Raw genomic sequence first — 22,398 nt, forward strand, 5'->3', positions numbered from 1 at the left:
CTCCCACCTACACCGGCGCTCCCGCCAGGCGCGACCGCGATCCCGTGCGACCCGGGGCCCCGTTCTTCATTGCCGCCGGCTCGCACTGCCGGAAAAGCTCGGACAGCAGTTCGAACTCGGCGCCATGCGCGGTGGTTGACCTCGTCACAAGCGCGATGACCCTTTTTGGGCTCGGTTCCGCCACGGGCTTGGCCAACAGAGCGGGACTGTCGGTCAGACCGCTCTTCACTGCCATTTCTGGCACCAGTCCGATGCCGAGTCCCGATTCGACCATCTGCACCATGGTCAGCAGGCTGGTCGCCTCCAGTGACAGGTCCGACTTGCCGAGCGTCTTTCCGCAAGCTTGCAACGCATGCTCACGCAGGCAGTGGCCCTCCTCGAGCAGCAAGAGACGATCGGTTGAAAGACGCTCGGGGTCGACCGTTCGTCCTTGCACTTCCGGGTCGTTCCGCCGCCCGACGACCCAGATGCTGTCGTCGAACAATACTTTTACCCGCAGATCGCCCGTCTCATAAGGTAATGCAATCAGCGCGAAATCGAGGTCGCCATCGTTGATACGCTGCACCAGATTCGCCGTCAGGTCTTCGCGCAACGCCAACCGCAGCTTCGGATACCGCTCACGCAACAGTGGCAGCCATTGCGGCAGGACGAAAGGCGCGATGGTCGGAATGATGCCCAGGCGGAGGGTTCCCGTCATCGGTTCCGCTGCGCGCGCCGCAAACTCGGAAAGATCGTGCGCGGCTGACAGGATGGCGCGTGCGCGGACCACGACCTCCTGGCCGATGTCCGTCATCATTACCTTTTGCCGATTACGCTCGACGAGCTGCACGCCGAGGGCTTGTTCGAGTTCCTTGAGTCCGGCGCTCAACGTGGACTGGGTAACGAAGCAAGCATCGGCGGCGCGGGTGAAATTCAACAGCTCCGAAAGAACCACCAGATAGTGAAGCTGTTTGAGCGAGGGAAGGGCGGCCATGGCGTTTATTCAGATGCCGGAGTTTGATCGGGGAAATCGATTATAAGTTGGAAAACTATTCATTGGACCGCTTCCGGATCACGGACTACATTGAGCGCATGTCAGCCAGCGGGAGAAAACGTGATGCGCGGAAAGATCGATGGCATTCGTGTCCATATCCGGCACGCCAGCCCGGGCAGAATGATCAGGCTGTGCGCCGGTGCCGGGATCAACGTTTTCGGGGCGGTTTTGATCGCTCGCCATGTGCTGCATTTGCAGGGTTTCTCGGTATGATGCAGACAAGCGCTATTTGCTTGCCCCCTGACCCGTGGAAACTCGGAGCTTTAACTGGATTACTTAACAAAGGAGAAGCAACAATGAAAGCAAAGAAAGCAAAGACTCCATCTCTCAATATCGGCATTAGCGACTCGGATCGGGCGAAGATCGTGCACGGTTTGTCGACGTTGCTTGCCGACAGCTTCTCGCTCTATTTGATGACGCACAATTTCCACTGGAACGTGACCGGGCCACAGTTCAACAGCCTGCATACGATGTTCATGGACCAGTACACGGAACAGTGGAACGCCCTGGACATCATTGCCGAGCGTATCCGCGCGCTCGGCTACCCGGCCCCGGGAACGTTCAAGGAATACCAGAAGCTGACGTCCATCAAGGAAGTCGAAGGCACGCCGAAGGCCGAGGAGATGGTGCGTCATCTGGTTGCGGCGCAGGAAGCCACGGCACGCACGGCGCGTAGCCTGTTTCCGGTTGTTGAGGCGGCTAACGACCAGCCGACGGCGGACCTTCTGACGCAACGCCTCGAAATACACGAGAAGACCGCTTGGATGCTGCGCAGCGTCCTCGACGTTTGATCAGTTGAAGCGTACTTCGTCGGCTGACTTGGGCGATTTCTGCACCGTCAGCCGACGATGCTACGCAGGGCGTCGACCAGGACGCCGCACTGGGTATCGGTGCCCACCGTGATGCGTAGAAACTGATCGATACGCGGCTGTTTGAAGTGCCGCACGATGATGCTGCGGCGCCGCAATTCAGCGGCGAGTTCGCCTCCGTCGTGCCGAGGGTGGCGGGCGAAGATAAAGTTGGCGGCGGAAGGCAGCACGTCGAAGCCGAGCGTGGCCAGATCAGATACCAGCCGTTCGCGGCTCTTCATGACCGCCCGCCGTGTCGTTTCCAGATAGCCCCCGTCTTGCATCGCCGCGCTTGCGCCGGCGATCGCCACACGATCGAGCGGGTACGAGTTGAAGCTGTTCTTCACGCGCTCAAGCGCTTCGATCAATGCTGCGTCGCCAACGGCGTAGCCGATGCGAAGACCGGCCAGTGCGTGCGACTTCGAAAGCGTTCGAATGATCAAAAGATTCGGATAGCGATTCACCAAGCTGATTGCCGTTTCGCCTCCGAAGTCGACGTAGGCTTCGTCGATTACGACGACGCTATCTCGGTGCGCCGCAACGAGCCGCTCGATATCGGTGCTCGCCAGCGCGAGGCCGGTCGGGGCGTTGGGATTGGCGATAATGATGCCGCCGTTTTCCCGTGCGTAATCGGCGACGCTTATCTCGAAATTGGCGCCGAGCGGTATTGCGCACCGCTTGATGCCATACAACTCGCAATACACCGGATAGAAGCTGTATGTAATGTCCGGCATAAGGACGGGAGCGTCGTGCTTGAGCAGGCCCAGAAAGGCGTGCGCGAGGACCTCGTCCGATCCGTTACCGACGAACACTTGCGTTCGCGAGATGCCAAATTCCGCGAAATGGTCGGCGATGGCTTGCTTGAGCCTGTCAGCATTGGGGTCGGGATAGAGGCGCAACGCAGCGCCGTCATTGCCTAACTCCTCCTGGATCGCCGCGATGACCCGTGGCGAGGGCGGATACGGGTTCTCGTTGGTGTTCAGTTTGACGAGGTTCGGGAGTTTTGGTTGTTCTCCCGGAACATAAGGCGTCAAGGTGTGGACGAAAGGGCTCCAGTACTGGCTCATGATCGGCTCGCGGGCTGGGATGCAGCGAAAGAATGAAATGGTATCATGCGCCGTACCCGCTCCCCTTTCTCGGAAGGCGCCAATACGCTAGATTGCGCGGGCTTGAGGTCGTGTCAATTATCACGGGGTTGTCATGCGGCAGGCAGAAATCAGTAGGAATACTCTGGAAACCCGAATCACCGTGCGTCTGGATCTGGAAGGCACGGGAACAGGGAAGTTCGCCACCGGGGTTCCGTTTCTCGACCACATGCTCGATCAGGTGGCGCGCCACGGCATGATCGACCTCGAAATCGAAGCGCAGGGTGACCTGCATATCGACGCTCATCACACTGTTGAGGACATCGGCATCACCTTCGGGCAGGCCCTCGCCAAGGCGCTTGGAGACAAGAAGGGCCTGCGTCGCTACGGCCACGCCTATGTGCCTCTGGATGAGGCGCTGTCGCGCGTCGTCATCGACCTTTCCGGGCGGCCTGGCCTTGAATTCCACGTGGACTTCAAGCGCGCAATGATCGGCGCGTTCGATGTGGACCTCGTTCACGAATTCTTCCAGGGGCTCACCAACCACGCGTTGATCTCCTTGCATATCGACAACCTGCGCGGCGAGAACGCACACCATCAGGCAGAAACGGTCTTCAAGGCGTTCGGTCGGGCATTGCGCCTGGCTGTCGAAGCGGATCCTCGGTCGAGCGGAGCGATCCCGTCGACGAAAGGAGCGCTCTGATGGCTGGACTGGCGCAGAAGGAGAAGGTCGCGGTCGTCGATTACGGCATGGGAAACCTGCGTTCGGTCTGGCAGGCGCTCGTTCATGTCGGCGGTCAGTGCGAGGTGACCGTCACAGCGGACCCCGAGGCGGTGGTGGCGGCGGATCGTGTCGTGTTTCCCGGCCAAGGGGCGATGCCCGACTGCATGCGCGAGCTCGAAGCTCGCGGCCTGCGTCAAGCGGTGCTCGATGCCGCACGCTGCAAACCTTTCCTCGGCATCTGCATCGGTTTGCAGATGCTGTTCGAACACAGCGAGGAAGGCGACGTGCCGGGGTTGGGCGTCTTTGCCGGCAAGGTTCGCCGCTTTCCCGCCGAGCGCATGCTCGGTGCGCAGGGAAACAAGCTGAAAGTACCGCATATGGGATGGAACGAAGTAACCCATACCCGGTCACACCCGCTTTGGAATGACATTGACGATGGCGCGCGCTTCTACTTCGTTCATAGCTACTATGTCGATCCGGTCGAACGCTCCTTCATTGCAGGCACGACTGACTACGGTATCCCCTTTACCAGTGCGGTGGCGCGGGATAATATCTTTGCTATTCAATGCCATCCGGAAAAAAGCGCTCAGGCGGGACTCACCTTGCTCGCCAACTTCATCCGATGGAAGCCCTGATCGGCCAGTGAGTACCGTTATCGCAGGTTCTCTTTTGTAGATCCTCTTTCGCAGCCCCTTTTCCCACCACCACTCTCGTTTTTCTAACATGCTGATCATTCCCGCGATTGACCTGAAAGACGGCCAATGTGTGCGTCTTAAGCAGGGACTCATGGACGAGGCAACCGTTTTTTCGAACACTCCCGGCGCACAGGCTGCGCACTGGCTGGAGCAGGGAGCACGCCGCCTGCATGTCGTGGACCTGAACGGCGCGTTTGCCGGCAAGCCCAAGAACGCCAACGCCATCAAGGAGATCGTACAGGCGGTTGATGGAGAGATTCCGATCCAGCTCGGCGGCGGCATCCGCGACCTGGATACCATCGAGCGCTGCCTCGACGATGGCGTCAGCTACGTGATCATCGGTACGGCGGCCGTCAAGAATCCAGGCTTCCTTCATGACGCCTGCGGTGCCTTTCCCGGACAGATCATCGTCGGTCTCGACGCCAAGGACGGCAAGGTCGCGGTCGATGGCTGGTCCAAACTGACCGGCCACGACGTCATCGATCTGGCGAAGAAGTGCGAAGATTATGGCGTCGAAGCGATCATCTACACCGATATCGGGCGCGACGGCATGCTCACCGGAATCAACATCGAGGCAACCGTCAAGCTGGCGCAGTCCTTGCGCATACCCGTCATCGCAAGCGGTGGCCTGTCGTCGATCGAAGACATCCGGGCGTTATGTGCCGTCGAGTTTGAGGGCATCTCAGGGACGATCGCCGGACGAGCGATCTACGACGGTTCGCTCGATTTTTCCGCCGCGCAGGCGGAAGCCGACCGCATGGCGGAAGGCGAACTCAACGTCCAGCAAGACTAGCGGATATTCATCTTGGGCTTAGCCAAACGCATCATCCCCTGCCTGGATGTCACGGCCGGTAGGGTTGTCAAGGGAACCAACTTCGTCGAATTGCGCGATGCCGGGGACCCCGTGGAAATTGCGCGCCGTTACGACGCACAGGGTGCCGACGAAATTACCTTCCTCGACATCACGGCTTCGTCCGACCAGCGCGACATCATCCTGAATGTCGTTGAAGCTTGTGCAGCACAGGTCTTCATTCCGCTGACCGTGGGCGGCGGTGTGCGTACGGTAGCTGACGTGCGCCGGTTGCTCAATGCCGGGGCGGACAAGGTGAGCATGAACACCGCCGCGGTCAACAACCCCGATCTTGTCGCCGAAGCATCGGCCAAGGTGGGGAATCAGTGCATCGTCGTAGCGATCGACGCCAAACAGGTGGCCCCCGGCCAGTGGGAGGTGTTTACTCACGGCGGTCGCAACCGCACCGGTATCGGCGCCGTGGAGTGGGCGGAACGTGTGCAGCAACTCGGTGCTGGCGAAATTCTGCTAACCAGCATGGATCGTGACGGCACGAAGAACGGTTTCGACTTGCCCCTGACGCGTGCAGTGGCGGACGCGGTCGACATTCCGGTAATCGCCAGTGGCGGTGTCGGCAATCTTCAGCACTTGGCCGATGGAGTCACACAGGGCGGCGCAGACGCGGTTCTCGCCGCCAGCATCTTCCATTTCGGCGAATACACCGTACGCGAAGCCAAGGAGTTCATGCGCGATCGTGGCATCGAGGTACGCCTGTGAGCGACATGGATGCGAGCCTGCCGTGGCTCGACGCCCTCAAGTGGGACGAAAACGGTTTAATTCCGGCGATCGCTCAAGAGACAGCGACGGGTAGGGTCGTCATGTTCGCCTGGATGAACCGGGAAGCGTTGCAAGAGACGGTGACCACAGGTAACGCGGTATACTGGTCGCGCTCTCGTCGGCGTCTTTGGCGCAAGGGCGAAGAGTCAGGGCATTTCCAGAAGGTCGCCTCAGTGCGTACCGACTGCGACGGCGACGTAATCCTGCTGTCGATCACGCAGGAGGGCGGCATCGCTTGCCACACGGGCCGCGAAAGCTGTTTTTTCAACGAATTGCGGGAGGAGCGCTGGGCGGCTGTCGAGCCCGTGCTGAAGGACCCGAGGGAAATCTACAAGAAATGAGCACTCACGATATTCTGCATCGGCTTTCGGAAACGCTCGCCTCGCGGCGGCATGCGGACCCGGAGACGTCGTACACCGCCAAGTTGTTCGCCAATGGGCCAGACTCGATCCTCAAGAAGATCGGCGAAGAGACGGCCGAGTTGATCATGGCGGCCAAGGACGGCAAACGCCTGAATATCGTCTGGGAGTCGACCGACCTCCTGTATCACGTGATGGTCCTGCTCGCGTTCTATGGCATGGGAATCGAAGACGTTTCCCAGGAAATGCGTCGCCGCGAGGGGATTTCCGGCATCGACGAAAAGAAATCGCGGGGCACTAAGTAAAAGGCTATGGACGACTGCATCTTCTGCAAGATCGCGCGCGGAGAGATCCCGTCGCGCAAGGTGTATGAAGACGACGAGCTTTTCGCTTTTCACGACATCAATCCGGCACGGCCGGTTCACCTGCTCGTTATCCCGCGCCGGCACATCACATCGCTAGCGACAATCGAAGAGGCCGATGCGCCGGTGCTTGGCCGCCTGCTGGCTATCGCCAACCGCTTGGCGACGGAGAACGGCAGCCCGGACGGATTTCGTGTAATCATCAACACGGGGCGAGTCGGGCAGCAGGAGGTGCAGCACCTCCACGCCCATGTCGTCGGCGGGCCCGAGCCGGTTGGGCCGATGCTCAAGCGGATCTGAGGAGATTAATCATGGGTAGTATGAGTATTTGGCACTGGATCATCGTTCTGATCATCGTCATGTTGGTGTTCGGGACCAAGAAGCTGCGCAACATCGGAGAGGACCTCGGGGGCGCGGTGAAGGGATTCAAGGAAGGAATGCGTGAAGGTACGTCGGATAACAAGACGGCAGAAACGCCTCCGCCGCAAGTTACCGGCGGGCAAACGATTGAAGGCGAGGTCAGGGAAAAAACGAAGTCGTAAAAAAGAGGTACGCGCGGGTCATGGGGCGGGTTTTCCGTTCCCTGGCTCGCGTGATTCCTTCCCTCACATTCCGCAGTCCCCTTTCTCTCACTCCTACAGCCGCGCGGTCTGCGCACGAAAACACTCCCATCATGTTCGACGTCAGTTTCTCCGAGCTGATCGTGATCGGTATCGTCGCCCTAGTGGTGATTGGTCCGGAGCGGCTGCCGAAAGTCGCGCGTACGGCAGGCCTTCTTCTGGGCCGCCTGCAGCGTTACGTGAACGACGTCAAGGCCGATATCAGTCGGGAGATGCAACTCGACGAACTCAAGAAGCTTCAGGCGCAAATGCAGGAATCAGCGCGCTCGCTGGAGAACAGCATCCGGAGTGAAGTGGCTTCGGTCGAACAGGCCGTGCAATCGGGTGCCGACACCAGTACGGCGTTACCAGACGCCAAACCGGTCGAACCCGCAGAGGTCGCCGCGCCAAGCGCTTCGATAGTAGGGCAGAGTGCTGCCGGTCAGGGCGACGTGCCGGTGAGCAAGACTTGAGACATATGGAATCCGCTCCTGAGGAATCCTTCCTTTCCCACCTGATCGAACTGCGCGATCGTCTGATCCGCGCTTTGCTTGCGATTGCGATCGTTTTCGTGTGCCTCTTCCCGTGGGCGAAGGAGCTGTACGCATTGTTGGCGCAGCCTTTGCTGGCCACCTTGCCGAAAGGCGGGCAGATGATCGCCACGGACGTAGTTGGCGTCTTCTTGGTGCCGATGAAGGTGGCGCTGATGGTTGCTTTCCTCATCGCGCTTCCCTACGTGCTCTACCAGGCGTGGGCGTTTATTGCCCCCGGGCTCTACGCACACGAAAAGAAACTCGCCTTGCCACTGGTGGCTGCCAGCGTTCTGCTCTTTTTTGTCGGCATGGCGTTCGCCTATTTTCTGGTGTTTCCGACGGTTTTCGGGTTCATGGCGAAGGTCGCCCCGGAGGGCGTTGCCTGGATGACGGACATCGAGAAATACCTGTCGTTCGTGATGACGACCTTCATTGCCTTTGGCGTGACGTTCGAAGTGCCCGTTATCGTGATCGTTCTCGTCAAGGTCGGGATCGTCGAACTGGCGACTCTGCGCGAGTGGCGGTCCTACGTCATCGTCGGCGCCTTCGTCATCGCAGCGATCTTCACGCCGCCCGACGTGATTTCGCAATTGATGCTCGCGATTCCCCTCTGCCTGCTGTTCGAACTCGGCTTATTGATGGCGCGCTTCGTCACCCGACCAGCGGTGGAAGAGAGCGCACAGATCGAGCAAAAACTCTAGGCGGCGGTTGCGCCGAATCCAGCTTGATTCGCTCGGCGCTAAGAATTAGCGTTCCCGCTTCAGCGGTGGGCGCTTGCCGATGCGGATGGGTGCTTCCAGTGGCGCGTTCTGCCGGCGCAACGTGAAGTTCACCGTATCGCCGGGCTTCTGGCTGGCAATCAGGTCGAGCATCACCTGCGGATCTTTGATGGGTTTCCCCCCGACGGCGAGGAGGATGTCGCCGGGCTTGATTCCCCCCTGGTCCGCCGGGCTGCCGCGCTGCACGCCGGCGATAAGCGCGCCGAACGTATTCGGCAGACCAAACGAATCGGCGAGTTCCTGGTTGATTTCCTGCGCCTCGACGCCGATCCAACCGCGCGTTACCGTGCCGGTCTGGATGATCTGTTCCATGACGTTCTTGGCGGTCGAGATCGGTATCGCGAAGCCGATCCCGAGCGAGCCGCCAGAGCGCGAATAGATCGCCGTGTTGATGCCCACCAGATTGCCGCGTGCATCGACGAGCGCGCCGCCCGAGTTGCCCGGATTGATTGCCGCGTCGGTCTGGATGAAGTTTTCGAAGGTGTTGATGCCGAGGTGCGAACGCCCGAGTGCCGAGACGATGCCCATGGTGACGGTCTGGCCGACGCCAAACGGGTTGCCGATTGCGAGCACTACGTCGCCCACGACCATGTCTTCCATCTGCCCGAGGGTGATGGCCGGCAGCTTGGTATCCGCCGGCTTCTCTGACCCGACGTGCAGGACGGCGAGGTCCGACTCCGGGTCGCCGCCGACGAGCCGCGCCTTCAGCGTTTGACCGTCGTCAAGCGCCACTTCAATCTGATCTGCGCCGTCGACGACGTGAAAGTTGGTCAGAATGTAACCTCCCTCGCTGACAATCACCCCCGATCCGAGACCGGCGTTGCGCTGGGTTTCGGATTCGGGGCTGTCACCGAAGAAATGCCGGAAGATCGGATCGTCACTGAGCGGATGACGCGGCGCCCGGATTTTTTGCGACGTGAAGATGTGCACGACCGAAGGCAAGGCTTTCTTGGCGGCCTCGCGGTATGACGAAGCGTTGCCGCTTGGGGTCGCCACGGGTGCCGATTCCTGCAGGGCGACGACGGCCGGCCCGCCGACTCCGGGTTTCCCAAGCCATTCGGGTTTCAGCGTGCTGATGACGAAAAGGACGGCAAGACCAACGGTGACGGTTTGTGTGAAAATCAGCCAAAGTCTGCGCATAGAAAGCCGGAACCCGATGACGAAACGAGAAGAAGTGACGCGCTACCTGGACCAACTGCTTGATTCCGCGCGTTTCAAGGATTATTGCCCAAACGGTCTACAAGTGGAAGGTCGCCCCGAGATACGCCACATCGTCGCTGGCGTGACGGCGAATCAAGCGCTTATCGATGCCGCCGTCGAGCGGGGTGCCGATACGCTGCTCGTGCACCATGGGTGGTTCTGGCGTGGGGAGGATGGCCGAGTCGTTGGGCTGCGCAAGCGTCGCCTGCAGACGCTGTTGGCCAATGACCTGAACCTAATCGGCTATCACCTGCCGCTGGATGGCCACGCCGAGCTTGGCAACAACGCCCAACTGGCGGGGCGTTTGGGATGGATACCCGACGGACGTTTCGGCGATCAGGAAATCGGTTGGCTTGGCCGCCCCCAGAACCCGTTGCCGCTCGGGAAACTCGGACGAGACATCGCATTGTCGCTCGGACGCGAGCCTCTGGTGATCGGAGAGGCGACCCGGCCCGTAGCGCGCATCGCCTGGTGTACTGGCGCCGCGCAGGATTTTTTCGACGAAGCCATCGCGGCGGGCGCCGACGCCTTCGTGACCGGAGAAATCTCCGAGCGCCATGTGCATACCGCGCGTGAATCGGGGGTTGCGTTCATCGCCGCCGGACACCATGCCACCGAGCGTTATGGTGTGCAGGCCGTGGCGATGAACGTCGCCGCTCGCTTCGGCTTGCGTTGCGAATTCATTGATATCGACAACCCCGTCTAATTACTGGAGCTTTCATGAACTACGTTTTCCCGCCGGCGCCGACTGTGGCGCTCCCCATCGTCGGAAGCGATACTCTTTTCCCGGTTCGGCGCGTGTATTGCGTCGGGCAGAACTACTCCGACCATGTCGCCGAGATGGGCGGCGACGGGCGCAACCCGCCGTTCTTCTTTAGCAAACCGGCCGATGCGTTAGTGCCAGGGGGCGGCGATGTCGCCTATCCGCCGATGACCGAGAAACTCCAGCATGAGGTGGAACTCGTCGTCGCGCTTGCGGCTGGCGGTGCGAACCTGACGCCGGAACAAGCGGTGGAGTGCATCTTCGGTTATGCCATCGGCTTTGATCTCACGCGTCGCGACCTGCAGGCGAAAGCCAAGGAAAAAGGCCACCCCTGGGAAATGGGAAAAGGTTTCGATCAATCGGGGCCGATCGGCCCTCTCAAGCCGGCCGATCCGGCAAACCGTGTCGCCGGGGCGGGGGCCATCTGGCTCAAGGTGAACGGCGAGATGCGCCAAAACGGCGACCTTTCGCGCATGACGTGGAATGTCCCCGAGATCATTGCCAACCTCTCGCAGTACGTCCGCCTTGCCCAGGGAGACTTGATCTTCACCGGGACGCCGGCCGGCGTGTCGACCATCGTACGCGGTGACACGCTCGAAGGTGCTATTGCAGGAATCGGCGAGCTGACGATCCGGCTCGTCTAGTCGTTGTTGTTTCACTCCCGGCTGGCGTTGGAGCGGTACGGAGCCGACCGGCGAGTTGTTCCGGCAGCCGGTGTGTGGGCCGCCCCTTCCGTGCACGCTCGGCGGGGGCGGTGGTGCCGTCTCCCTGAGTCCTCTCCCAATCTCGAATTTGTATGGGCCTATCGAAAAGAATACTGGCTGGTGACCGTTTCCGGCAGCAATCGTGGTTGGGGAAATGACGGGAGCGTTTTGGGAGCAAACGCGGCAGATAGCACGGCATGCCGTGCCGATGCTCATCGCCCAGCTCGCGTCGATGGGAATGATGATCATCGACACCGTGCTGCTCGGGCATTACGGCACCGAGGACCTGGCCGCGGTAGCGGTCGGCAGCGGTATCTACATCGCTGTCCTGTTCGCGCTCGCCGGAATCACACAGGCGGTGTCGCCGGTCGTCGCGCACCTGAAGGGCGGCAGGCGCGATCACGAAATCGCCGGCGCCTTGCAGCAGGCATTCTGGCTGGCGATTGCTCTGGCCGTTCCCGGCGTCGTATTGATGCTCGCTCCAGGCGGGCTGCTCGCTTTGTCGAGCATTGATCCCGAAGTCGAGGCCAAGGTACGTGGCTACCTTGCGATGCTGGCGTGGGGCATGCCAGCGTCGCTGCTTTATCGCACCTTCTACGCCTTTGCCAATGCCCTTGGCCGGCCACGGCCTTTGATGCTGATTTCGTTCGGTTGTACCGTGTTGCACGGCGTCCTGGCATGGGCGCTGGTTAACGGCCTCCTCGGCGCAGCGGCGTCCGGGGCGCGCGGCTGCGGCATCTCGAATTCGGTTGCGAGCTGGTTCGCATTTGCCTGTGGTCTGGTTTATGTAGCCCGGGCGCCGGCACTTGCTCCGTATCGCCTGTTGCGCGGCTGGCAATGGCCACGTTTTGAGGCGCAGCGCGAACTCTTGCGCTTGGGTCTCCCCATGGGGCTTTCGAGCTTCGTGGAAATTTCGTCGTTTACTCTGATCGCGCTTTTCGTCGCCAGGCTCGGCGCGACGGTCGTCGCCGGGCACCGCATCGTGGCCAATTTCGCAGCGATCTGCTACATGCTGCCCTTGTCGGTTGCATTGGCGACCGTGGCCCATGTCGGACAAGCCGCTGGCGGGCGCGACTGGAACGGCGCGCGCGCTGCCGCTGCAGCCGGAATGATGATTGCCTCCGTGCTGGCCATGATCTCCGGCGTTCTGCTCTGGCTCGGCAAGAATCCGCTCGTGGCCGCGTATACGAATGACCCGGCCGTTCGCCGAGTCGCCCTGTCGCTAATCGCTTACGTCGCGATCTACCAAGTCTTCGACGCGTTGCAGACTGTAGCCGCGTTCGCGCTCCGCGGCTACAAGATCACGTTGGCGCCGATGGTCGTACACCTGGTGTGCTTCTGGGGCGTCGGGCTCGGCGGCGGATGGTGGCTGGCCTTTGGCCTACCGCAACCGATGGGCGTAGCCGGCTACTGGCTTGGCTCGCTGGCCAGCCTGGTATTCGCCGCCGGGTTGCTTGGCCGCCTGCTCTGGAGCACCGTGCGCGAGAAAGCTTAGGAGCCGGCCCTAAGTGCTCGTTCAGACGCCCAGCCAGGCGCGGCGCAGGCTGTTCGCTTTCGGTGCGGCGCTTAACCGGGCGGTATCGGCGGGCGGCGGATCGAGGCGTACCTGAAAGGCCATCAGCTCATCACGCCGGAATGCGTGAATGCGAACGACGTCGCCCGGCTGCCGCCGCCGCAGAACCTTCTCCCATCCACTCGGTGTGGCGCGCAATCCGTCAATGGCGACAATCACGTCAGCGGCGGCGAGCCCGGCTCGCTGCGCTGCGCCACCGTCAAAGACATTGGTCAGCTTAACTTCGTTGCCGTCGCCGGACGTCTTGACTCCCAACGAGGGGAGTTTGCCTTTTTCCCAATCGAGCTTCAGGCCGAACGGCGCGAGCAGTTTCTTGAGCGGGATGTCGTCTGTCCCGTGTACGGCGTCGGCGAAGAAACGGACGAGCTTGAGCCCAGACACTTCTTCAGCAATCCGTTCGATCCCGTCTTCCGCGACGCCAAGCCCGGTCTGTCCATGGCGTTGCCATAGCGTGCGCATCACGTGGTCGAGTGATACCTTGCCGGCCGTCTTTGCGCGCAATGTCAGATCGAGCGCGAGCGCCACCAGCGCGCCCTTGGTGTAGTAGCTGACGACGGCGTTGGGCGTGTTTTCGTCCGGCTTGTAGAACTTGCTCCAGGCATCGAAGCTCGATTCGGCGACCGACTGGCGCAGGCGCCCCGGCGTTTGTTGCACACGCGTGATCGTCTTCGCAGTGAGGTCGAGCCAGTCGGGCAGACCGATGACGCCGCTTCGGATCAGCGCCAGATCGTCGTAATACGATGTGAAGCCTTCGAAGGCCCAGAGCAGGCGGGTATGGTTTTCCCGATTGAGATCATAGGGGGTAAAAACGGCCGGCTTGATGCGCTTGACGTTCCAGGTGTGGAAGTACTCGTGGCTGCACAGGCCGAGGAAGGTCCGGTAGCTCTCCGGCATCGGCTCCATGCCGGCGTACGGCAGATCGTTGCGCGAGCAGAGGAGGGCTGTCGATGCCCGGTGTTCGAGACCGCCATAGCCTTCGCCGACGGCGGTGACGAGAAACACATAGCGGCGCATTGGCGCGGGCTCGCCGAACAACCGGATTTGCCACTCGCAGACGCGCTTGAGGTCGTCCGTCAGTCGTTTCATATCGCAGTCGTGTACGCCGGTGATCGCGACTTCGTGCGGAACGCCGCAGGCCTCGAAGCGGCCGAGCGAGAAGCGGCCGGCCTCCACCGGATGGTCGATCAGCTCGTCATAGTTGGCGGCGCGATAAACGCCGAAGCCGTGAAGTCGGGCGGCCCTCTTTTCACCCCGGGCCGGATCGAGCGCTGTGGCGACGCGCCAGTCGGCGTAGTCCTTTCCCTCGGGTGGCTGGATGTCTACGAGGCACGGCCGGTCCTCCTGTCCAAGCACGCACAGGAAAACGCTGGTGCCGTTGAAAAATGCGTGCGTGGTATCGAGATGCGCACCGCGTACCGAGAGATCCCACGCATAAACCTCGCAGATAACGGTAAGCGGCTGCCCGGCGCTGACCGGATCGGCCTGCCAGGTGTGCTTATCGAGCTTGTTCAGGGCGACCGGCTTACCCCGGGCTTCGGCCCGGATGCTGACGATGTGGCGGGCGAAATCGCGGATCAGGTAGCTGCCCGGTATCCAGGCGGGGAGCGCGAAGCGCTGTCCACCGGCGTCGGGGTTGGCTACCGTGCAGCGCACTTCGAAACGATGTGCGGCGGGGTCGGCGGGGCGGATGGCGTAGCGAATCGGCTCGGTCTTCATGGGTAACGATAAGTATCGATAAGGTCAGCAGGGGTCATTCTACGTTGGACAACCGAGAGTTCTGAAACCGGTTTGGGTCATGGCTTCGCTGGCGCGAATACTCCCGTGGCTCGGGAGGTGGCTTCGAGGACGACCGCTGACGTATAGTTATGCGTTTTTGCTTTTTCATCATTTGCAGAGGTAATGAGATGAACGGGATGAACTGGATGGGCAGGGAGTCGGCCGCGGCCTTGAGAACGGTGAGCAGGATGGGTCGCCTCGCCGCCTCGGCCGCCTGTATCGCGCTGTATTGCAGTGCCGCGACGGGCGCTGGGCTGGACGCCTTCGCCGGCAAGAAAGGGACGCTCGACATCGCCGGCGGAACGGCCCACATCCCAGTAATGAAGGAAGCGGCGAAGCGCATCATGCAGGCCAATCCGGAAATCCGCATCACGGTCGGAGCCGGCGGATCGGGCGTCGGTGTGCAGAAGGTCGGCGAGGGGCTCATTCATATCGGCAATACGGGACGCCCGCTGAGCGACGAGGAGATTGCCAAGTACGGACTCAAGTCGTTCGCGTTCGCCATCGATGGCGTCGCGGCCGCCGTGCATCCGAAGAATCCGGTCAGCAATCTGACACCGGCACAAGTGCAGGACATCTTCGCAGGCAAGATCACCAACTGGAAAACCGTCGGAGGAGCGGACGCCGCCATCCACCTCTACACGCGCGACGAGGCCAGCGGCACGCGTGAAGTCTTTTGGGAAAAGCTGCTCAAGAAAGGTTCGATCGTCGAGGCGGCCAACGTGGTGGCGTCCAACGGCGCGATGAAGTCGGCGGTGAGCGGCGACCCGGGCGCGATCGGTTACGTCTCCATCGGGCACATCGACGAAACGATCAAGGCGCCGACACTCGACGGCGTGGCGCCGACCCAGGATAACGCGCGCTCCGGAAAATACCCGATCGTGCGCAATCTCTATATGAATACCAAGGGGGCACCGCAAGGGCTCACCGCCGCGTTCATCGACTACATCATGGGGCCGGAGGGCGTGAAGATCACGGCCGACGCCGGGTATCTGCCGCTGTCTCGGTAAGGACCATCCGCATGCGGCCCAAGGAGCCATGCGACCGGCGAGGGGCGGACCGTCTCCCGTCGGCTTTGCTTTGTGGCGCCGCCTGCGTTTCTGCGGCTCTCGTCTTTTCGATCTTCGCTTTTCTCGCCGCGTTCTCGTGGCCTGTCTTGAGCGGCGGGCAACTCGGTTCCTTGCTGTCCTGGCATTGGCGTCCGCTGGCCGGCGAGTTCGGCATCCTGCCCATGGTCGTGGGGTCGCTCTGCCTCGCCGGCTCGGCAATGGCGGTGGCGTATCCTCTCGCGCTCGGCGTCTGTTGCTTCGTCCATGGGTGCGGACCGGCGTGGGCGGCGCGGCCGTTGTTCGTGAGTATTCGGTTCATGACGAGCGTGCCGACCGTCGTGTATGGGCTCGTTTCGGTTTTCCTGCTGGTGCCCGTTATCCGGGGCGCCTTTTCGGGATCCGGTTTTTCCTGGCTTGCCGCGGCGCTCGTGCTGGCTGTTCTCGTATTACCGACCGTGGTCCTGATCATCGATACCCAATTCCAGGCCGTGCGTGCAGAAGTGCGTGTGGCCGCGGCGGCCGTCGGTCTTGCGCCGTCGCAGGAAATGCGTCACCTCGTCCTGCCGCTGTCTCGTCGCGGGCTGGCGATCGCTGCCGTTCTCGGTTTCGGCCGGGCGCTCGGCGATACCCTGATCCCGCTGATGCTGGCCGGCAACGCGCCGCGCGTTCCGGGCTCGCTGCTCGATTCGTTGCGCACACTGACGGCGCACATCGCTCTCGTCGTCGCGACCGACAGCCACAGCGCCGCTTACAACTCGCTGTTTGCCTGCGGCCTGATCCTTTTCTTGGCGACGCTGTGCGTGAATCTCGGCGTTCTCAGCGTACGGGGGCGCCGTCTTGGTTAAGCGTGGCCAAGGAGCCGAGAGCGCACTGATCGGCTTTTCCTGGCTGGCAGCGCTGTTCGTGCCCACGGTTCTGTGCGCGATGGTCGGGTTCCTTGTCGTTCGCGCTTGGCCGAGCTGGGGAGCGCCGCTTTTCTTTGGCGATACCCCGGCGCTGGCGGCCTTGACCGGGCGGGCGCCCGTCTTCGACGGCATCTGGCCAGCGTGCGTGGGGACGCTTTCCCTTATCGGCCTCGCCTCGCTGATTGCCATTCCGCTCGGCGTCGCGACTGGGGTGTTTCTCGCCGAATACGCGGGAAGGCGGACGCGGATGGCGTTCTCGCTCGCCGTCGACCTGCTCGCTGGTGTCCCATCCATCGTCGTCGGTTTGTTCGGTTTTGCGTTGATACTTCTCCTCCGCCGGACGTTCGCACCGGACGCCAATACGGGGCTGTTGCTTTCGGCGCTGTGCCTGGCGGTCCTCGCGCTGCCTTATTTAATCAATGCCACCCGCCTTACGCTGGAGACGTTGCCGGCAGGGCTGCGGCTCGCCGGGTTCGGGCTGGGTCTGACGCGGTGGCAAGTGGTCAGCCGGCTCCTGCTGCCCGCGAGTTTACGCGGGGTCTCGGGCGGTGTTGTTCTCGCCGTCGCGCGCGCCGCGGAGGATACGGCGGCGATTCTGCTTACCGGTGTCGTCGCCAACGCCGGGATGCCGGGCAGCCTGACCGGCAAGTACGAGGCGCTGCCGTTTCACATTTACTATCTGGCGGCCGAGTATCAGACGCCGGCGGAACTGGCGCAGGCGTTCGGTTCCGCGCTGGTGCTGCTTTGTCTGACAGGAACGCTATTCGTCGTCGCCCGTGTTTTCCAGCGTCGTCTCCATAGGACCTGGAGCGGGATGGAGGTGGCCGCATGGCGGTAGCTATTCGTATTGAAAGATTGAGCGTCGATTTTTCCGGCAAGGCGGTTTTGCGCGACGCCAGCCTGGAAATTCCGAAGGGCGGGCCGACGTTCCTGCTTGGCCGTTCCGGCTCGGGAAAGACGACGTTGCTGCGTGCGATCAACCGGCTCAACGAATGCTTCCCGGCGTGCCGCACGTCGGGGCGGGTTGTGGTAAATACGGCGGATGGCGCAATGGAGGCCTACGCGCCCGACACGGCGGTCGAGGTACTGCGTAGGCGTGTCGGGATGGTGTTTCAGACGCCGAACGTCTTGCCGCTCTCGATTGCCCGCAATATCTGCATGCCGCTCGAAGCGACGCAGGGAATGCGCGGCGCAGAGGCCGAAGCCCGAATGGAGGAGGCGTTGCGCGAGGCGCAGCTGTGGAGCGAGGTCAGGGACCGCCTGCGCGATCCGGCGGTTGCTCTATCCGGGGGGCAACAGCAACGTCTTTGCCTGGCTCGGGCGCTGGCCCTGCGGCCTGACATCCTGCTTCTCGACGAGCCGACCGCGTCGCTTGACTTCAAGGCCGCGCAAATGGTCGAAGAACTCCTCGGCGAACTCAGATCGCGGTACACGCTGATCGTCGTGTCGCATGGCCTGAGTCAGGCGCGACGTCTGGCCGAATACCTCTTCGTGTTGCACGACGGAGGGCGTGTCGAGGAACTCGGCAAAGACGTCTTCCGCGACAAGGACGCGCTTCTCACGGTGCTTGGCGACCTGCTCTAGCGACCGGCCGGGCTTAAGTCGCGGGCCACGGAGGCGTCTCACGCGCCGCCCGTTTTCGCGGGCAGCTCTGTTGCCGTCCCGTTTGGCACCGAGGCCGGTCAGTGCCCACCTGCGGGCGCAAACGAACGTTCCCTGCAGATTTTTTGAACATTTCCGGAAAACCGTGCTCGAACCGGCGCGGTAACCACGATGCCGAGCAGGTTGTTCGACCGGGTTGCCGATGGCTCAAGGAGCATCATAATCAGAGAAGCCCCGGCTTGCCGCGGGCTTCATGCCATGGTGAAACAGAAAACATTACCGCCCGGCCTGGGCGGCGGAAGTCCCTAACCTTATTCCAAAAAAGGGTGGCGCATGAAAATTCACGAGTATCAAGGCAAGGAACTGCTCAGCCAGTTTGGCGTGCGGGTGCCGCGTGGCGTGTTTTGCCAGTCGGTGGACGAAGCAGTCAAGGCGGCCGAGCTGTTGGGCGGCAAAGTATGGGTGGTGAAGGCCCAGATTCATGCCGGCGGACGCGGCAAGGGGGGCGGCGTCAAGGTTGCTAAATCGCTCGAGGAGGTCCGGACGTATGCGCAGCAGATTCTCGGCATGCAGCTTGTCACGCACCAGACCGGCCCCGAGGGGCAAAATGTGCGCCGCCTGCTGGTCGAGGAAGGCGCGGACATTCGGAAGGAATACTACGTTGCCGTGCTGACCGACCGCGCAACACAAAAGATCGTCGTGATGGCCTCATCGGAAGGTGGCATGGAGATTGAGGAAGTCGCGCATCATAGTCCCGAGAAGATACTCAAGGTCTATGTCGATCCGCTGGTCGGATTGACCGACGCGCAGGCGAGCGAACTGGCGCAGGGCATCGGTATTCCGGCGGCGTCGGTCGGCAAGGCCGTGGCGCTGTTCAGCGGCCTTTACACCTGTTACGTGCGCACCGATGCGTCGTTGGCCGAGATCAACCCATTGATCCTCGAGGGCAACGGAGACGTCAAAGCGCTGGACGCCAAGTTCAATTTTGACGCCAACGCACTCTTCCGCCATCCCGAGATCGTCGCCTACCGCGACCTCGACGAGGAAGATCCGAACGAAATCGAAGCGTCGAAATTCGACCTCGCCTACATCTCGCTCGACGGCAACATCGGCTGCCTGGTGAACGGCGCCGGGCTGGCGATGGCGACGATGGACGCCATCAAGCTGTTCGGCGGCTCGCCCGCGAACTTCCTCGACGTCGGCGGCGGCGCCTCGACCGAAAAGGTGACGGCGGCGTTCAAGATCATGCTCAGCAACGAGAAGGTCCAAGGCATTCTGGTCAACATCTTCGGCGGCATCATGAAGTGCGACACCATCGCCAACGGCGTCATCGCCGCCGTGCGCGAAGCCCACCTGACGGTTCCCCTCGTCGTACGCATGAAAGGTACGAACGAAGAGCTCGGCAAGCAGATCCTCAAGGACTCCGGTCTGCCGATCATCACCGCCGACACGATGGCCGAAGCGGCCACCAAGATCGTCGCCGCCGTCAAGTAAGAGGGGAGAATCCATGTCGATCCTGATCAACAAAGATACGCGAGTCATCACCCAGGGAATCACCGGCAAGACCGGCCAGTTCCATACCGAGAAGTGCCAGGAGTACGCCAACGGCAAGGCGTGTTTCGTCGCCGGCGTCAATCCGAAGAAGGCCGGAGAAAGCATTTTCGACATCCCGATTTTTGCCACGGTGAGCGAAGCCAAACAGCAAACCGGCGCCAACGTTTCCGTCATCTACGTGCCGCCCGCCGGCGCGGCCGACGCCATCTGGGAAGCTGTCGAAGCAGACCTCGACCTCGTCATCTGCATCACCGAGGGCATCCCCGTACGCGACATGCTGATGGTGCGTAACCGAATGAAGCAGAAGGTCGCGGACGGCGGCAAGGAAACCTTGCTGCTCGGCCCTAACTGCCCCGGCCTTATCACCCCGGACGAAATCAAGATCGGCATCATGCCCGGCCATATTCACCGCAAGGGCCGCATCGGTGTCGTCTCGCGCTCCGGTACGCTGACGTACGAAGCCGTCGCGCAACTGACCGAGATCGGCTTGGGGCAGTCGTCGGCGGTCGGGATTGGCGGCGACCCGATCAACGGGCTCAAGCACATCGACGTCATGCGGCTGTTCAACGACGATCCCGATACCGACGCCGTCATCATGATCGGCGAGATCGGCGGCCCCGATGAGGCGGAAGCCGCCTACTGGTGCAAGGAGCATATGAAGAAGCCGGTCGTCGGCTTCATCGCCGGCGTTACGGCACCTCCCGGAAAGCGCATGGGTCACGCCGGCGCGCTGATTTCCGGCGGCGCCGACACGGCCGACGCGAAGTTGGCAATCATGGAGGAATGCGGATTCAAGATCACCCGTAACCCGTCCGAGATCGGCAAGCTGCTCAAGAGCCTGCTGTAAGCGGACATCGGCAAAAAGGGCCGGCAACGCCGTAGCGTTGCCGGCCTTTTTGTTTGTAACCCCGTGCCTCAGAGCATGATGGTTGCGATACCGGGGGCGCATGAATCCGTGCTAGCCTCGCCGCATGAAAGCCAAAAACCTCCTTCGCGTTGTTTCATTCTCATATCCGTTTGCCGCCGCCGTCCTCGCGTCCTTCCTGCTCGCCAGCCCGTCGTTTGGGGCGGAATACGACGGTGGAGTCAAAGCGCGCGTCATTACGCAGTCCGGAGTCACCGGCAACGGCGATGCGATCAGGTATCCGGATTTCGCTCAACCGGAAGTGACGGCGCTCGAGGTTGATATCGCTCCGAGAGCTGCCACCGGGTGGCATAAGCACCCGGTACCGGTGTATGGATACGTGGTGTCGGGCCGGCTCGAGGTCGATATGGAAGGCGGCAAATCGCTGTCGTTCAAACCCGGCGACGCGATCATCGAAGTCGTCGATACCTGGCACAACGGCCGCAATGCCGGCTGCGAGCCGGTGCGCCTCGCCGTGTTCTATCTGGGTGGAAAGGGCGTTGCCAACGTGTTGAAAAGCCCGGCGGAGCTCCGTCAGGCGGAGGCTCCTCCCTCGTGTCCGTCGGTCAAGGAATAGGTGGCGGCGAATCTAGCGCTTGTCCCGTTTCCTTGTCAAAGAGATGCATCTTGTCTGAATCGAGGGCGACCTCAAGCAGCGTACCCGGCGCCGGCCGGACGTCATTGCCGAAGCGGCCGATCAGTGCGTGCTGGCATAGGGCGAAGTGCACCAGGTTCTCGGCACCCATCGGTTCAATGAGTTCGACGGCGAGGGAAAGCCGCGGCCAATGCGCCGGTGTGCCGATTCCCGCTAGATGCACATTCTCGGGCCGGATGCCGAACTCGACACCGCGGCCGATCTGGTCGCCGGCTGCTTGCAGGAGGGAAGGCGGTAGCGGTAGTCGATGATGGCTGACCAGATTCAACATCGTCTCGCCATCAGCCGCGACGACGGTGGCGTCAACGAAGTTCATCGGCGGTGACCCGGTGAAGCCGGCGACGAAGCGATGGCGCGGGTGATGGTAGATCTCGTCCGGTGTTCCGACCTGGACGATGATCCCCGCGCGTAGCACCACGATGCGATCGGCGAGCGTCATCGCCTCGACTTGATCGTGGGTGACGTAGATCGTCGTGCCTTTCAACCGATGGTGCTGCTTCTTGATCTCGGCGCGTACCTGGTTGCGCAGCAGGGCGTCGAGATTCGACAACGGCTCGTCGAACAGGAAGACTTTGGGTTGACGTACGATGGCCCGGCCCATGGCGACCCGCTGGCGCTGCCCACCCGATAGCGCCTTCGGTAGACGGTCGAGCAGGTGCTCGATCTGCAGCGTTTCGGCGGCGGCTTGCACACAGGACTTGATTTGCTGCAACGGCGTACCGCGCAGGCGGAGCCCGAACGCCATGTTGTCGAACACCGTCTTGTTCGGGTAGAGCGCATAGTCCTGGAAGACCATGGCAATGTCTCTGTCGCGCGGTGGGAGGTCATTGACCACGTGACCGTCGATCAGGATCTCGCCGCCGGTGATGTCCTCGAGCCCCGCCACCATGCGCATCAGCGTGCTTTTGCCGCAGCCCGACGGACCGACGAAGACGACGAATTCGCCGTCCGGGATGTCAAGGTTCACGCCGTGAATCACCTGCGTGTCGTCGTAGCTCTTGAAAACGTTTCTGAGGCTGACTGCGCTCATCGACCCACCTTTCGCATTGTTTTTTCCTATCGGCGCCCA

27 protein-coding genes are annotated in these 22,398 nt (G+C 61.8%); 22 read left to right on the forward strand and 5 right to left on the reverse strand.

What is annotated here, in order from left to right; genetic code table 11:
* Positions 1-7: 7 nt before the first annotated feature.
* On the reverse strand, positions 8-973 hold the full coding sequence (locus NZ453_RS09000; protein ID WP_263770195.1) for a hydrogen peroxide-inducible genes activator: 966 nt from the start codon (positions 971-973) through the stop codon (positions 8-10).
* Positions 974-1,096: 123 nt separating this feature from the next.
* On the opposite strand from NZ453_RS09000, the gene NZ453_RS09005 reads away from it, so the two are divergent.
* Together NZ453_RS09005 and NZ453_RS09010 are read left to right on the forward strand one after the other, a co-directional pair.
* Positions 1,097-1,246: a hypothetical protein gene (locus NZ453_RS09005; protein ID WP_263770196.1), complete on the forward strand. Its 150-nt coding sequence runs from the start codon at positions 1,097-1,099 to the stop codon at positions 1,244-1,246.
* Between the two features lie 83 nt (positions 1,247-1,329).
* On the forward strand, positions 1,330-1,824 hold the full coding sequence (locus NZ453_RS09010) for a Dps family protein (protein ID WP_263770198.1): 495 nt from the start codon (positions 1,330-1,332) through the stop codon (positions 1,822-1,824).
* Positions 1,825-1,871: 47 nt separating this feature from the next.
* Here the strand turns inward: NZ453_RS09010 and hisC are convergent, their stop codons facing one another.
* Positions 1,872-2,948 carry a histidinol-phosphate transaminase gene (gene hisC / locus NZ453_RS09015; RefSeq protein ID WP_263770199.1) on the reverse strand — a complete coding sequence of 359 codons (1,077 nt, stop codon included), beginning with the start codon at positions 2,946-2,948 and terminating at the stop codon, positions 1,872-1,874.
* Between the two features lie 133 nt (positions 2,949-3,081).
* Here hisC and hisB point away from each other — a divergent pair, with 133 nt between their 5' ends.
* The 10 genes from hisB to tatC all read left to right on the forward strand — a co-directional run bounded on the left by hisB (position 3,082) and on the right by tatC (position 8,566).
* Positions 3,082-3,669, forward strand: a complete 588-nt coding sequence (gene hisB / locus NZ453_RS09020) for an imidazoleglycerol-phosphate dehydratase HisB (RefSeq protein ID WP_263770200.1) — start codon at positions 3,082-3,084, stop codon at positions 3,667-3,669.
* Positions 3,669-4,325, forward strand: a complete 657-nt coding sequence (gene hisH / locus NZ453_RS09025; protein WP_263770202.1) for an imidazole glycerol phosphate synthase subunit HisH — start codon at positions 3,669-3,671, stop codon at positions 4,323-4,325. Before hisB ends, hisH begins: the two co-directional genes overlap by 1 nt.
* 88 nt (positions 4,326-4,413) lie before the next feature.
* Positions 4,414-5,178, forward strand: a complete 765-nt coding sequence (hisA, locus tag NZ453_RS09030; protein ID WP_263770203.1) for a 1-(5-phosphoribosyl)-5-[(5-phosphoribosylamino)methylideneamino]imidazole-4-carboxamide isomerase — start codon at positions 4,414-4,416, stop codon at positions 5,176-5,178.
* Positions 5,179-5,190: 12 nt separating this feature from the next.
* Positions 5,191-5,952 carry an imidazole glycerol phosphate synthase subunit HisF gene (hisF, locus tag NZ453_RS09035; RefSeq protein ID WP_263770205.1) on the forward strand — a complete coding sequence of 254 codons (762 nt, stop codon included), beginning with the start codon at positions 5,191-5,193 and terminating at the stop codon, positions 5,950-5,952.
* Positions 5,953-5,957: 5 nt separating this feature from the next.
* Positions 5,958-6,353: a phosphoribosyl-AMP cyclohydrolase gene (hisI, locus tag NZ453_RS09040; protein WP_263770264.1), complete on the forward strand. Its 396-nt coding sequence runs from the start codon at positions 5,958-5,960 to the stop codon at positions 6,351-6,353.
* The gene (locus NZ453_RS09045) at positions 6,350-6,676 is read left to right on the forward strand and encodes a phosphoribosyl-ATP diphosphatase (protein WP_263770206.1); all 327 of its coding nucleotides are present in this window, start codon (positions 6,350-6,352) and stop codon (positions 6,674-6,676) included. The genes hisI and NZ453_RS09045 overlap by 4 nt, the downstream gene beginning before the upstream one ends.
* Before the next feature lie 6 nt (positions 6,677-6,682).
* Positions 6,683-7,033 carry a histidine triad nucleotide-binding protein gene (locus tag NZ453_RS09050; protein WP_263770207.1) on the forward strand — a complete coding sequence of 117 codons (351 nt, stop codon included), beginning with the start codon at positions 6,683-6,685 and terminating at the stop codon, positions 7,031-7,033.
* Between the two features lie 11 nt (positions 7,034-7,044).
* Complete coding sequence (gene tatA, locus NZ453_RS09055; RefSeq protein ID WP_263770208.1) at positions 7,045-7,275, forward strand: Sec-independent protein translocase subunit TatA; 231 nt, start codon at positions 7,045-7,047, stop codon at positions 7,273-7,275.
* A 131-nt stretch (positions 7,276-7,406) separates the two neighbouring features.
* Positions 7,407-7,805 (forward strand): Sec-independent protein translocase protein TatB, encoded by a 399-nt coding sequence (tatB, locus tag NZ453_RS09060; RefSeq protein WP_263770210.1) that lies wholly within the window; start codon positions 7,407-7,409, stop codon positions 7,803-7,805.
* Positions 7,806-7,810: 5 nt separating this feature from the next.
* Positions 7,811-8,566 carry a twin-arginine translocase subunit TatC gene (gene tatC, locus NZ453_RS09065; RefSeq protein WP_263770212.1) on the forward strand — a complete coding sequence of 252 codons (756 nt, stop codon included), beginning with the start codon at positions 7,811-7,813 and terminating at the stop codon, positions 8,564-8,566.
* Between the two features lie 45 nt (positions 8,567-8,611).
* Here the strand turns inward: tatC and NZ453_RS09070 are convergent, their stop codons facing one another.
* The gene (locus NZ453_RS09070; RefSeq protein WP_263770213.1) at positions 8,612-9,784 is read right to left on the reverse strand and encodes a trypsin-like peptidase domain-containing protein; all 1,173 of its coding nucleotides are present in this window, start codon (positions 9,782-9,784) and stop codon (positions 8,612-8,614) included.
* A gap of 16 nt (positions 9,785-9,800) precedes the next feature.
* Here NZ453_RS09070 and NZ453_RS09075 point away from each other — a divergent pair, with 16 nt between their 5' ends.
* From NZ453_RS09075 to NZ453_RS09085, 3 genes are all read left to right on the forward strand, one after another.
* A complete protein-coding gene (locus NZ453_RS09075) occupies positions 9,801-10,550 on the forward strand; it encodes a Nif3-like dinuclear metal center hexameric protein (protein ID WP_263770214.1) in 750 nt (249 codons plus the stop codon).
* Between the two features lie 14 nt (positions 10,551-10,564).
* A complete protein-coding gene (locus NZ453_RS09080; protein ID WP_263770215.1) occupies positions 10,565-11,251 on the forward strand; it encodes a fumarylacetoacetate hydrolase family protein in 687 nt (228 codons plus the stop codon).
* Between the two features lie 214 nt (positions 11,252-11,465).
* Positions 11,466-12,806: an MATE family efflux transporter gene (locus NZ453_RS09085; protein ID WP_263770216.1), complete on the forward strand. Its 1,341-nt coding sequence runs from the start codon at positions 11,466-11,468 to the stop codon at positions 12,804-12,806.
* Between the two features lie 21 nt (positions 12,807-12,827).
* Here NZ453_RS09085 and NZ453_RS09090 read toward each other — a convergent pair whose 3' ends face one another.
* Positions 12,828-14,600, reverse strand: a complete 1,773-nt coding sequence (locus tag NZ453_RS09090) for a M61 family metallopeptidase (protein WP_263770217.1) — start codon at positions 14,598-14,600, stop codon at positions 12,828-12,830.
* A 188-nt stretch (positions 14,601-14,788) separates the two neighbouring features.
* Here NZ453_RS09090 and NZ453_RS09095 point away from each other — a divergent pair, with 188 nt between their 5' ends.
* The 7 genes from NZ453_RS09095 (at position 14,789) to NZ453_RS09125 (ending at position 21,251) form a co-directional block, all read left to right on the forward strand.
* Positions 14,789-15,670: a phosphate ABC transporter substrate-binding protein gene (locus tag NZ453_RS09095; protein WP_263770218.1), complete on the forward strand. Its 882-nt coding sequence runs from the start codon at positions 14,789-14,791 to the stop codon at positions 15,668-15,670.
* 11 nt (positions 15,671-15,681) lie between these two features.
* A complete protein-coding gene (locus tag NZ453_RS09100) occupies positions 15,682-16,554 on the forward strand; it encodes a PstC family ABC transporter permease (RefSeq protein ID WP_263770220.1) in 873 nt (290 codons plus the stop codon).
* Positions 16,547-17,452 (forward strand): PstA family ABC transporter permease, encoded by a 906-nt coding sequence (locus NZ453_RS09105; RefSeq protein WP_263770221.1) that lies wholly within the window; start codon positions 16,547-16,549, stop codon positions 17,450-17,452. Before NZ453_RS09100 ends, NZ453_RS09105 begins: the two co-directional genes overlap by 8 nt.
* Positions 17,443-18,198 (forward strand): phosphate ABC transporter ATP-binding protein, encoded by a 756-nt coding sequence (locus NZ453_RS09110; RefSeq protein WP_263770223.1) that lies wholly within the window; start codon positions 17,443-17,445, stop codon positions 18,196-18,198. The genes NZ453_RS09105 and NZ453_RS09110 overlap by 10 nt, the downstream gene beginning before the upstream one ends.
* 351 nt (positions 18,199-18,549) lie before the next feature.
* On the forward strand, positions 18,550-19,710 hold the full coding sequence (sucC, locus tag NZ453_RS09115) for an ADP-forming succinate--CoA ligase subunit beta (RefSeq protein ID WP_263770225.1): 1,161 nt from the start codon (positions 18,550-18,552) through the stop codon (positions 19,708-19,710).
* Positions 19,711-19,723: 13 nt separating this feature from the next.
* The gene (gene sucD / locus NZ453_RS09120) at positions 19,724-20,617 is read left to right on the forward strand and encodes a succinate--CoA ligase subunit alpha (protein WP_263770226.1); all 894 of its coding nucleotides are present in this window, start codon (positions 19,724-19,726) and stop codon (positions 20,615-20,617) included.
* 124 nt (positions 20,618-20,741) lie between these two features.
* Positions 20,742-21,251 (forward strand): cupin domain-containing protein, encoded by a 510-nt coding sequence (locus NZ453_RS09125; protein ID WP_263770227.1) that lies wholly within the window; start codon positions 20,742-20,744, stop codon positions 21,249-21,251.
* Here NZ453_RS09125 and NZ453_RS09130 read toward each other — a convergent pair.
* The gene (locus tag NZ453_RS09130) at positions 21,241-22,359 is read right to left on the reverse strand and encodes an ABC transporter ATP-binding protein (RefSeq protein ID WP_263770229.1); all 1,119 of its coding nucleotides are present in this window, start codon (positions 22,357-22,359) and stop codon (positions 21,241-21,243) included. The two genes, NZ453_RS09125 and NZ453_RS09130, sit on opposite strands and share 11 nt — an antisense overlap.
* Between the last annotated feature and the right edge of the window lie 39 nt (positions 22,360-22,398).

Source organism: Propionivibrio soli (assembly GCF_025770765.1).
Lineage (GTDB): Bacteria > Pseudomonadota > Gammaproteobacteria > Burkholderiales > Rhodocyclaceae > Propionivibrio > Propionivibrio soli.

Excerpts from the sequence above, each read along its gene's own strand:
- NZ453_RS09000 (WP_263770195.1), bottom strand. The coding sequence starts at position 973 with ATGGCCGCCCTTCCCTCGCTCAAACAGCTTCACTATCTGGTGGTTCTT.
- NZ453_RS09005 (WP_263770196.1), top strand. The coding sequence starts at position 1,097 with ATGCGCGGAAAGATCGATGGCATTCGTGTCCATATCCGGCACGCCAGC.
- NZ453_RS09010 (WP_263770198.1), top strand. The coding sequence starts at position 1,330 with ATGAAAGCAAAGAAAGCAAAGACTCCATCTCTCAATATCGGCATTAGC.
- hisC (WP_263770199.1), bottom strand. The coding sequence starts at position 2,948 with ATGAGCCAGTACTGGAGCCCTTTCGTCCACACCTTGACGCCTTATGTT.
- hisB (WP_263770200.1), top strand. The coding sequence starts at position 3,082 with ATGCGGCAGGCAGAAATCAGTAGGAATACTCTGGAAACCCGAATCACC.
- hisH (WP_263770202.1), top strand. The coding sequence starts at position 3,669 with ATGGCTGGACTGGCGCAGAAGGAGAAGGTCGCGGTCGTCGATTACGGC.
- hisA (WP_263770203.1), top strand. The coding sequence starts at position 4,414 with ATGCTGATCATTCCCGCGATTGACCTGAAAGACGGCCAATGTGTGCGT.
- hisI (WP_263770264.1), top strand. The coding sequence starts at position 5,958 with ATGGATGCGAGCCTGCCGTGGCTCGACGCCCTCAAGTGGGACGAAAAC.
- NZ453_RS09045 (WP_263770206.1), top strand. The coding sequence starts at position 6,350 with ATGAGCACTCACGATATTCTGCATCGGCTTTCGGAAACGCTCGCCTCG.
- NZ453_RS09050 (WP_263770207.1), top strand. The coding sequence starts at position 6,683 with ATGGACGACTGCATCTTCTGCAAGATCGCGCGCGGAGAGATCCCGTCG.
- tatA (WP_263770208.1), top strand. The coding sequence starts at position 7,045 with ATGGGTAGTATGAGTATTTGGCACTGGATCATCGTTCTGATCATCGTC.
- tatB (WP_263770210.1), top strand. The coding sequence starts at position 7,407 with ATGTTCGACGTCAGTTTCTCCGAGCTGATCGTGATCGGTATCGTCGCC.
- tatC (WP_263770212.1), top strand. The coding sequence starts at position 7,811 with ATGGAATCCGCTCCTGAGGAATCCTTCCTTTCCCACCTGATCGAACTG.
- NZ453_RS09070 (WP_263770213.1), bottom strand. The coding sequence starts at position 9,784 with ATGCGCAGACTTTGGCTGATTTTCACACAAACCGTCACCGTTGGTCTT.
- NZ453_RS09075 (WP_263770214.1), top strand. The coding sequence starts at position 9,801 with ATGACGAAACGAGAAGAAGTGACGCGCTACCTGGACCAACTGCTTGAT.
- NZ453_RS09080 (WP_263770215.1), top strand. The coding sequence starts at position 10,565 with ATGAACTACGTTTTCCCGCCGGCGCCGACTGTGGCGCTCCCCATCGTC.
- NZ453_RS09085 (WP_263770216.1), top strand. The coding sequence starts at position 11,466 with ATGACGGGAGCGTTTTGGGAGCAAACGCGGCAGATAGCACGGCATGCC.
- NZ453_RS09090 (WP_263770217.1), bottom strand. The coding sequence starts at position 14,600 with ATGAAGACCGAGCCGATTCGCTACGCCATCCGCCCCGCCGACCCCGCC.
- NZ453_RS09095 (WP_263770218.1), top strand. The coding sequence starts at position 14,789 with ATGAACGGGATGAACTGGATGGGCAGGGAGTCGGCCGCGGCCTTGAGA.
- NZ453_RS09100 (WP_263770220.1), top strand. The coding sequence starts at position 15,682 with ATGCGGCCCAAGGAGCCATGCGACCGGCGAGGGGCGGACCGTCTCCCG.
- NZ453_RS09110 (WP_263770223.1), top strand. The coding sequence starts at position 17,443 with ATGGCGGTAGCTATTCGTATTGAAAGATTGAGCGTCGATTTTTCCGGC.
- sucC (WP_263770225.1), top strand. The coding sequence starts at position 18,550 with ATGAAAATTCACGAGTATCAAGGCAAGGAACTGCTCAGCCAGTTTGGC.
- sucD (WP_263770226.1), top strand. The coding sequence starts at position 19,724 with ATGTCGATCCTGATCAACAAAGATACGCGAGTCATCACCCAGGGAATC.
- NZ453_RS09125 (WP_263770227.1), top strand. The coding sequence starts at position 20,742 with ATGAAAGCCAAAAACCTCCTTCGCGTTGTTTCATTCTCATATCCGTTT.
- NZ453_RS09130 (WP_263770229.1), bottom strand. The coding sequence starts at position 22,359 with ATGAGCGCAGTCAGCCTCAGAAACGTTTTCAAGAGCTACGACGACACG.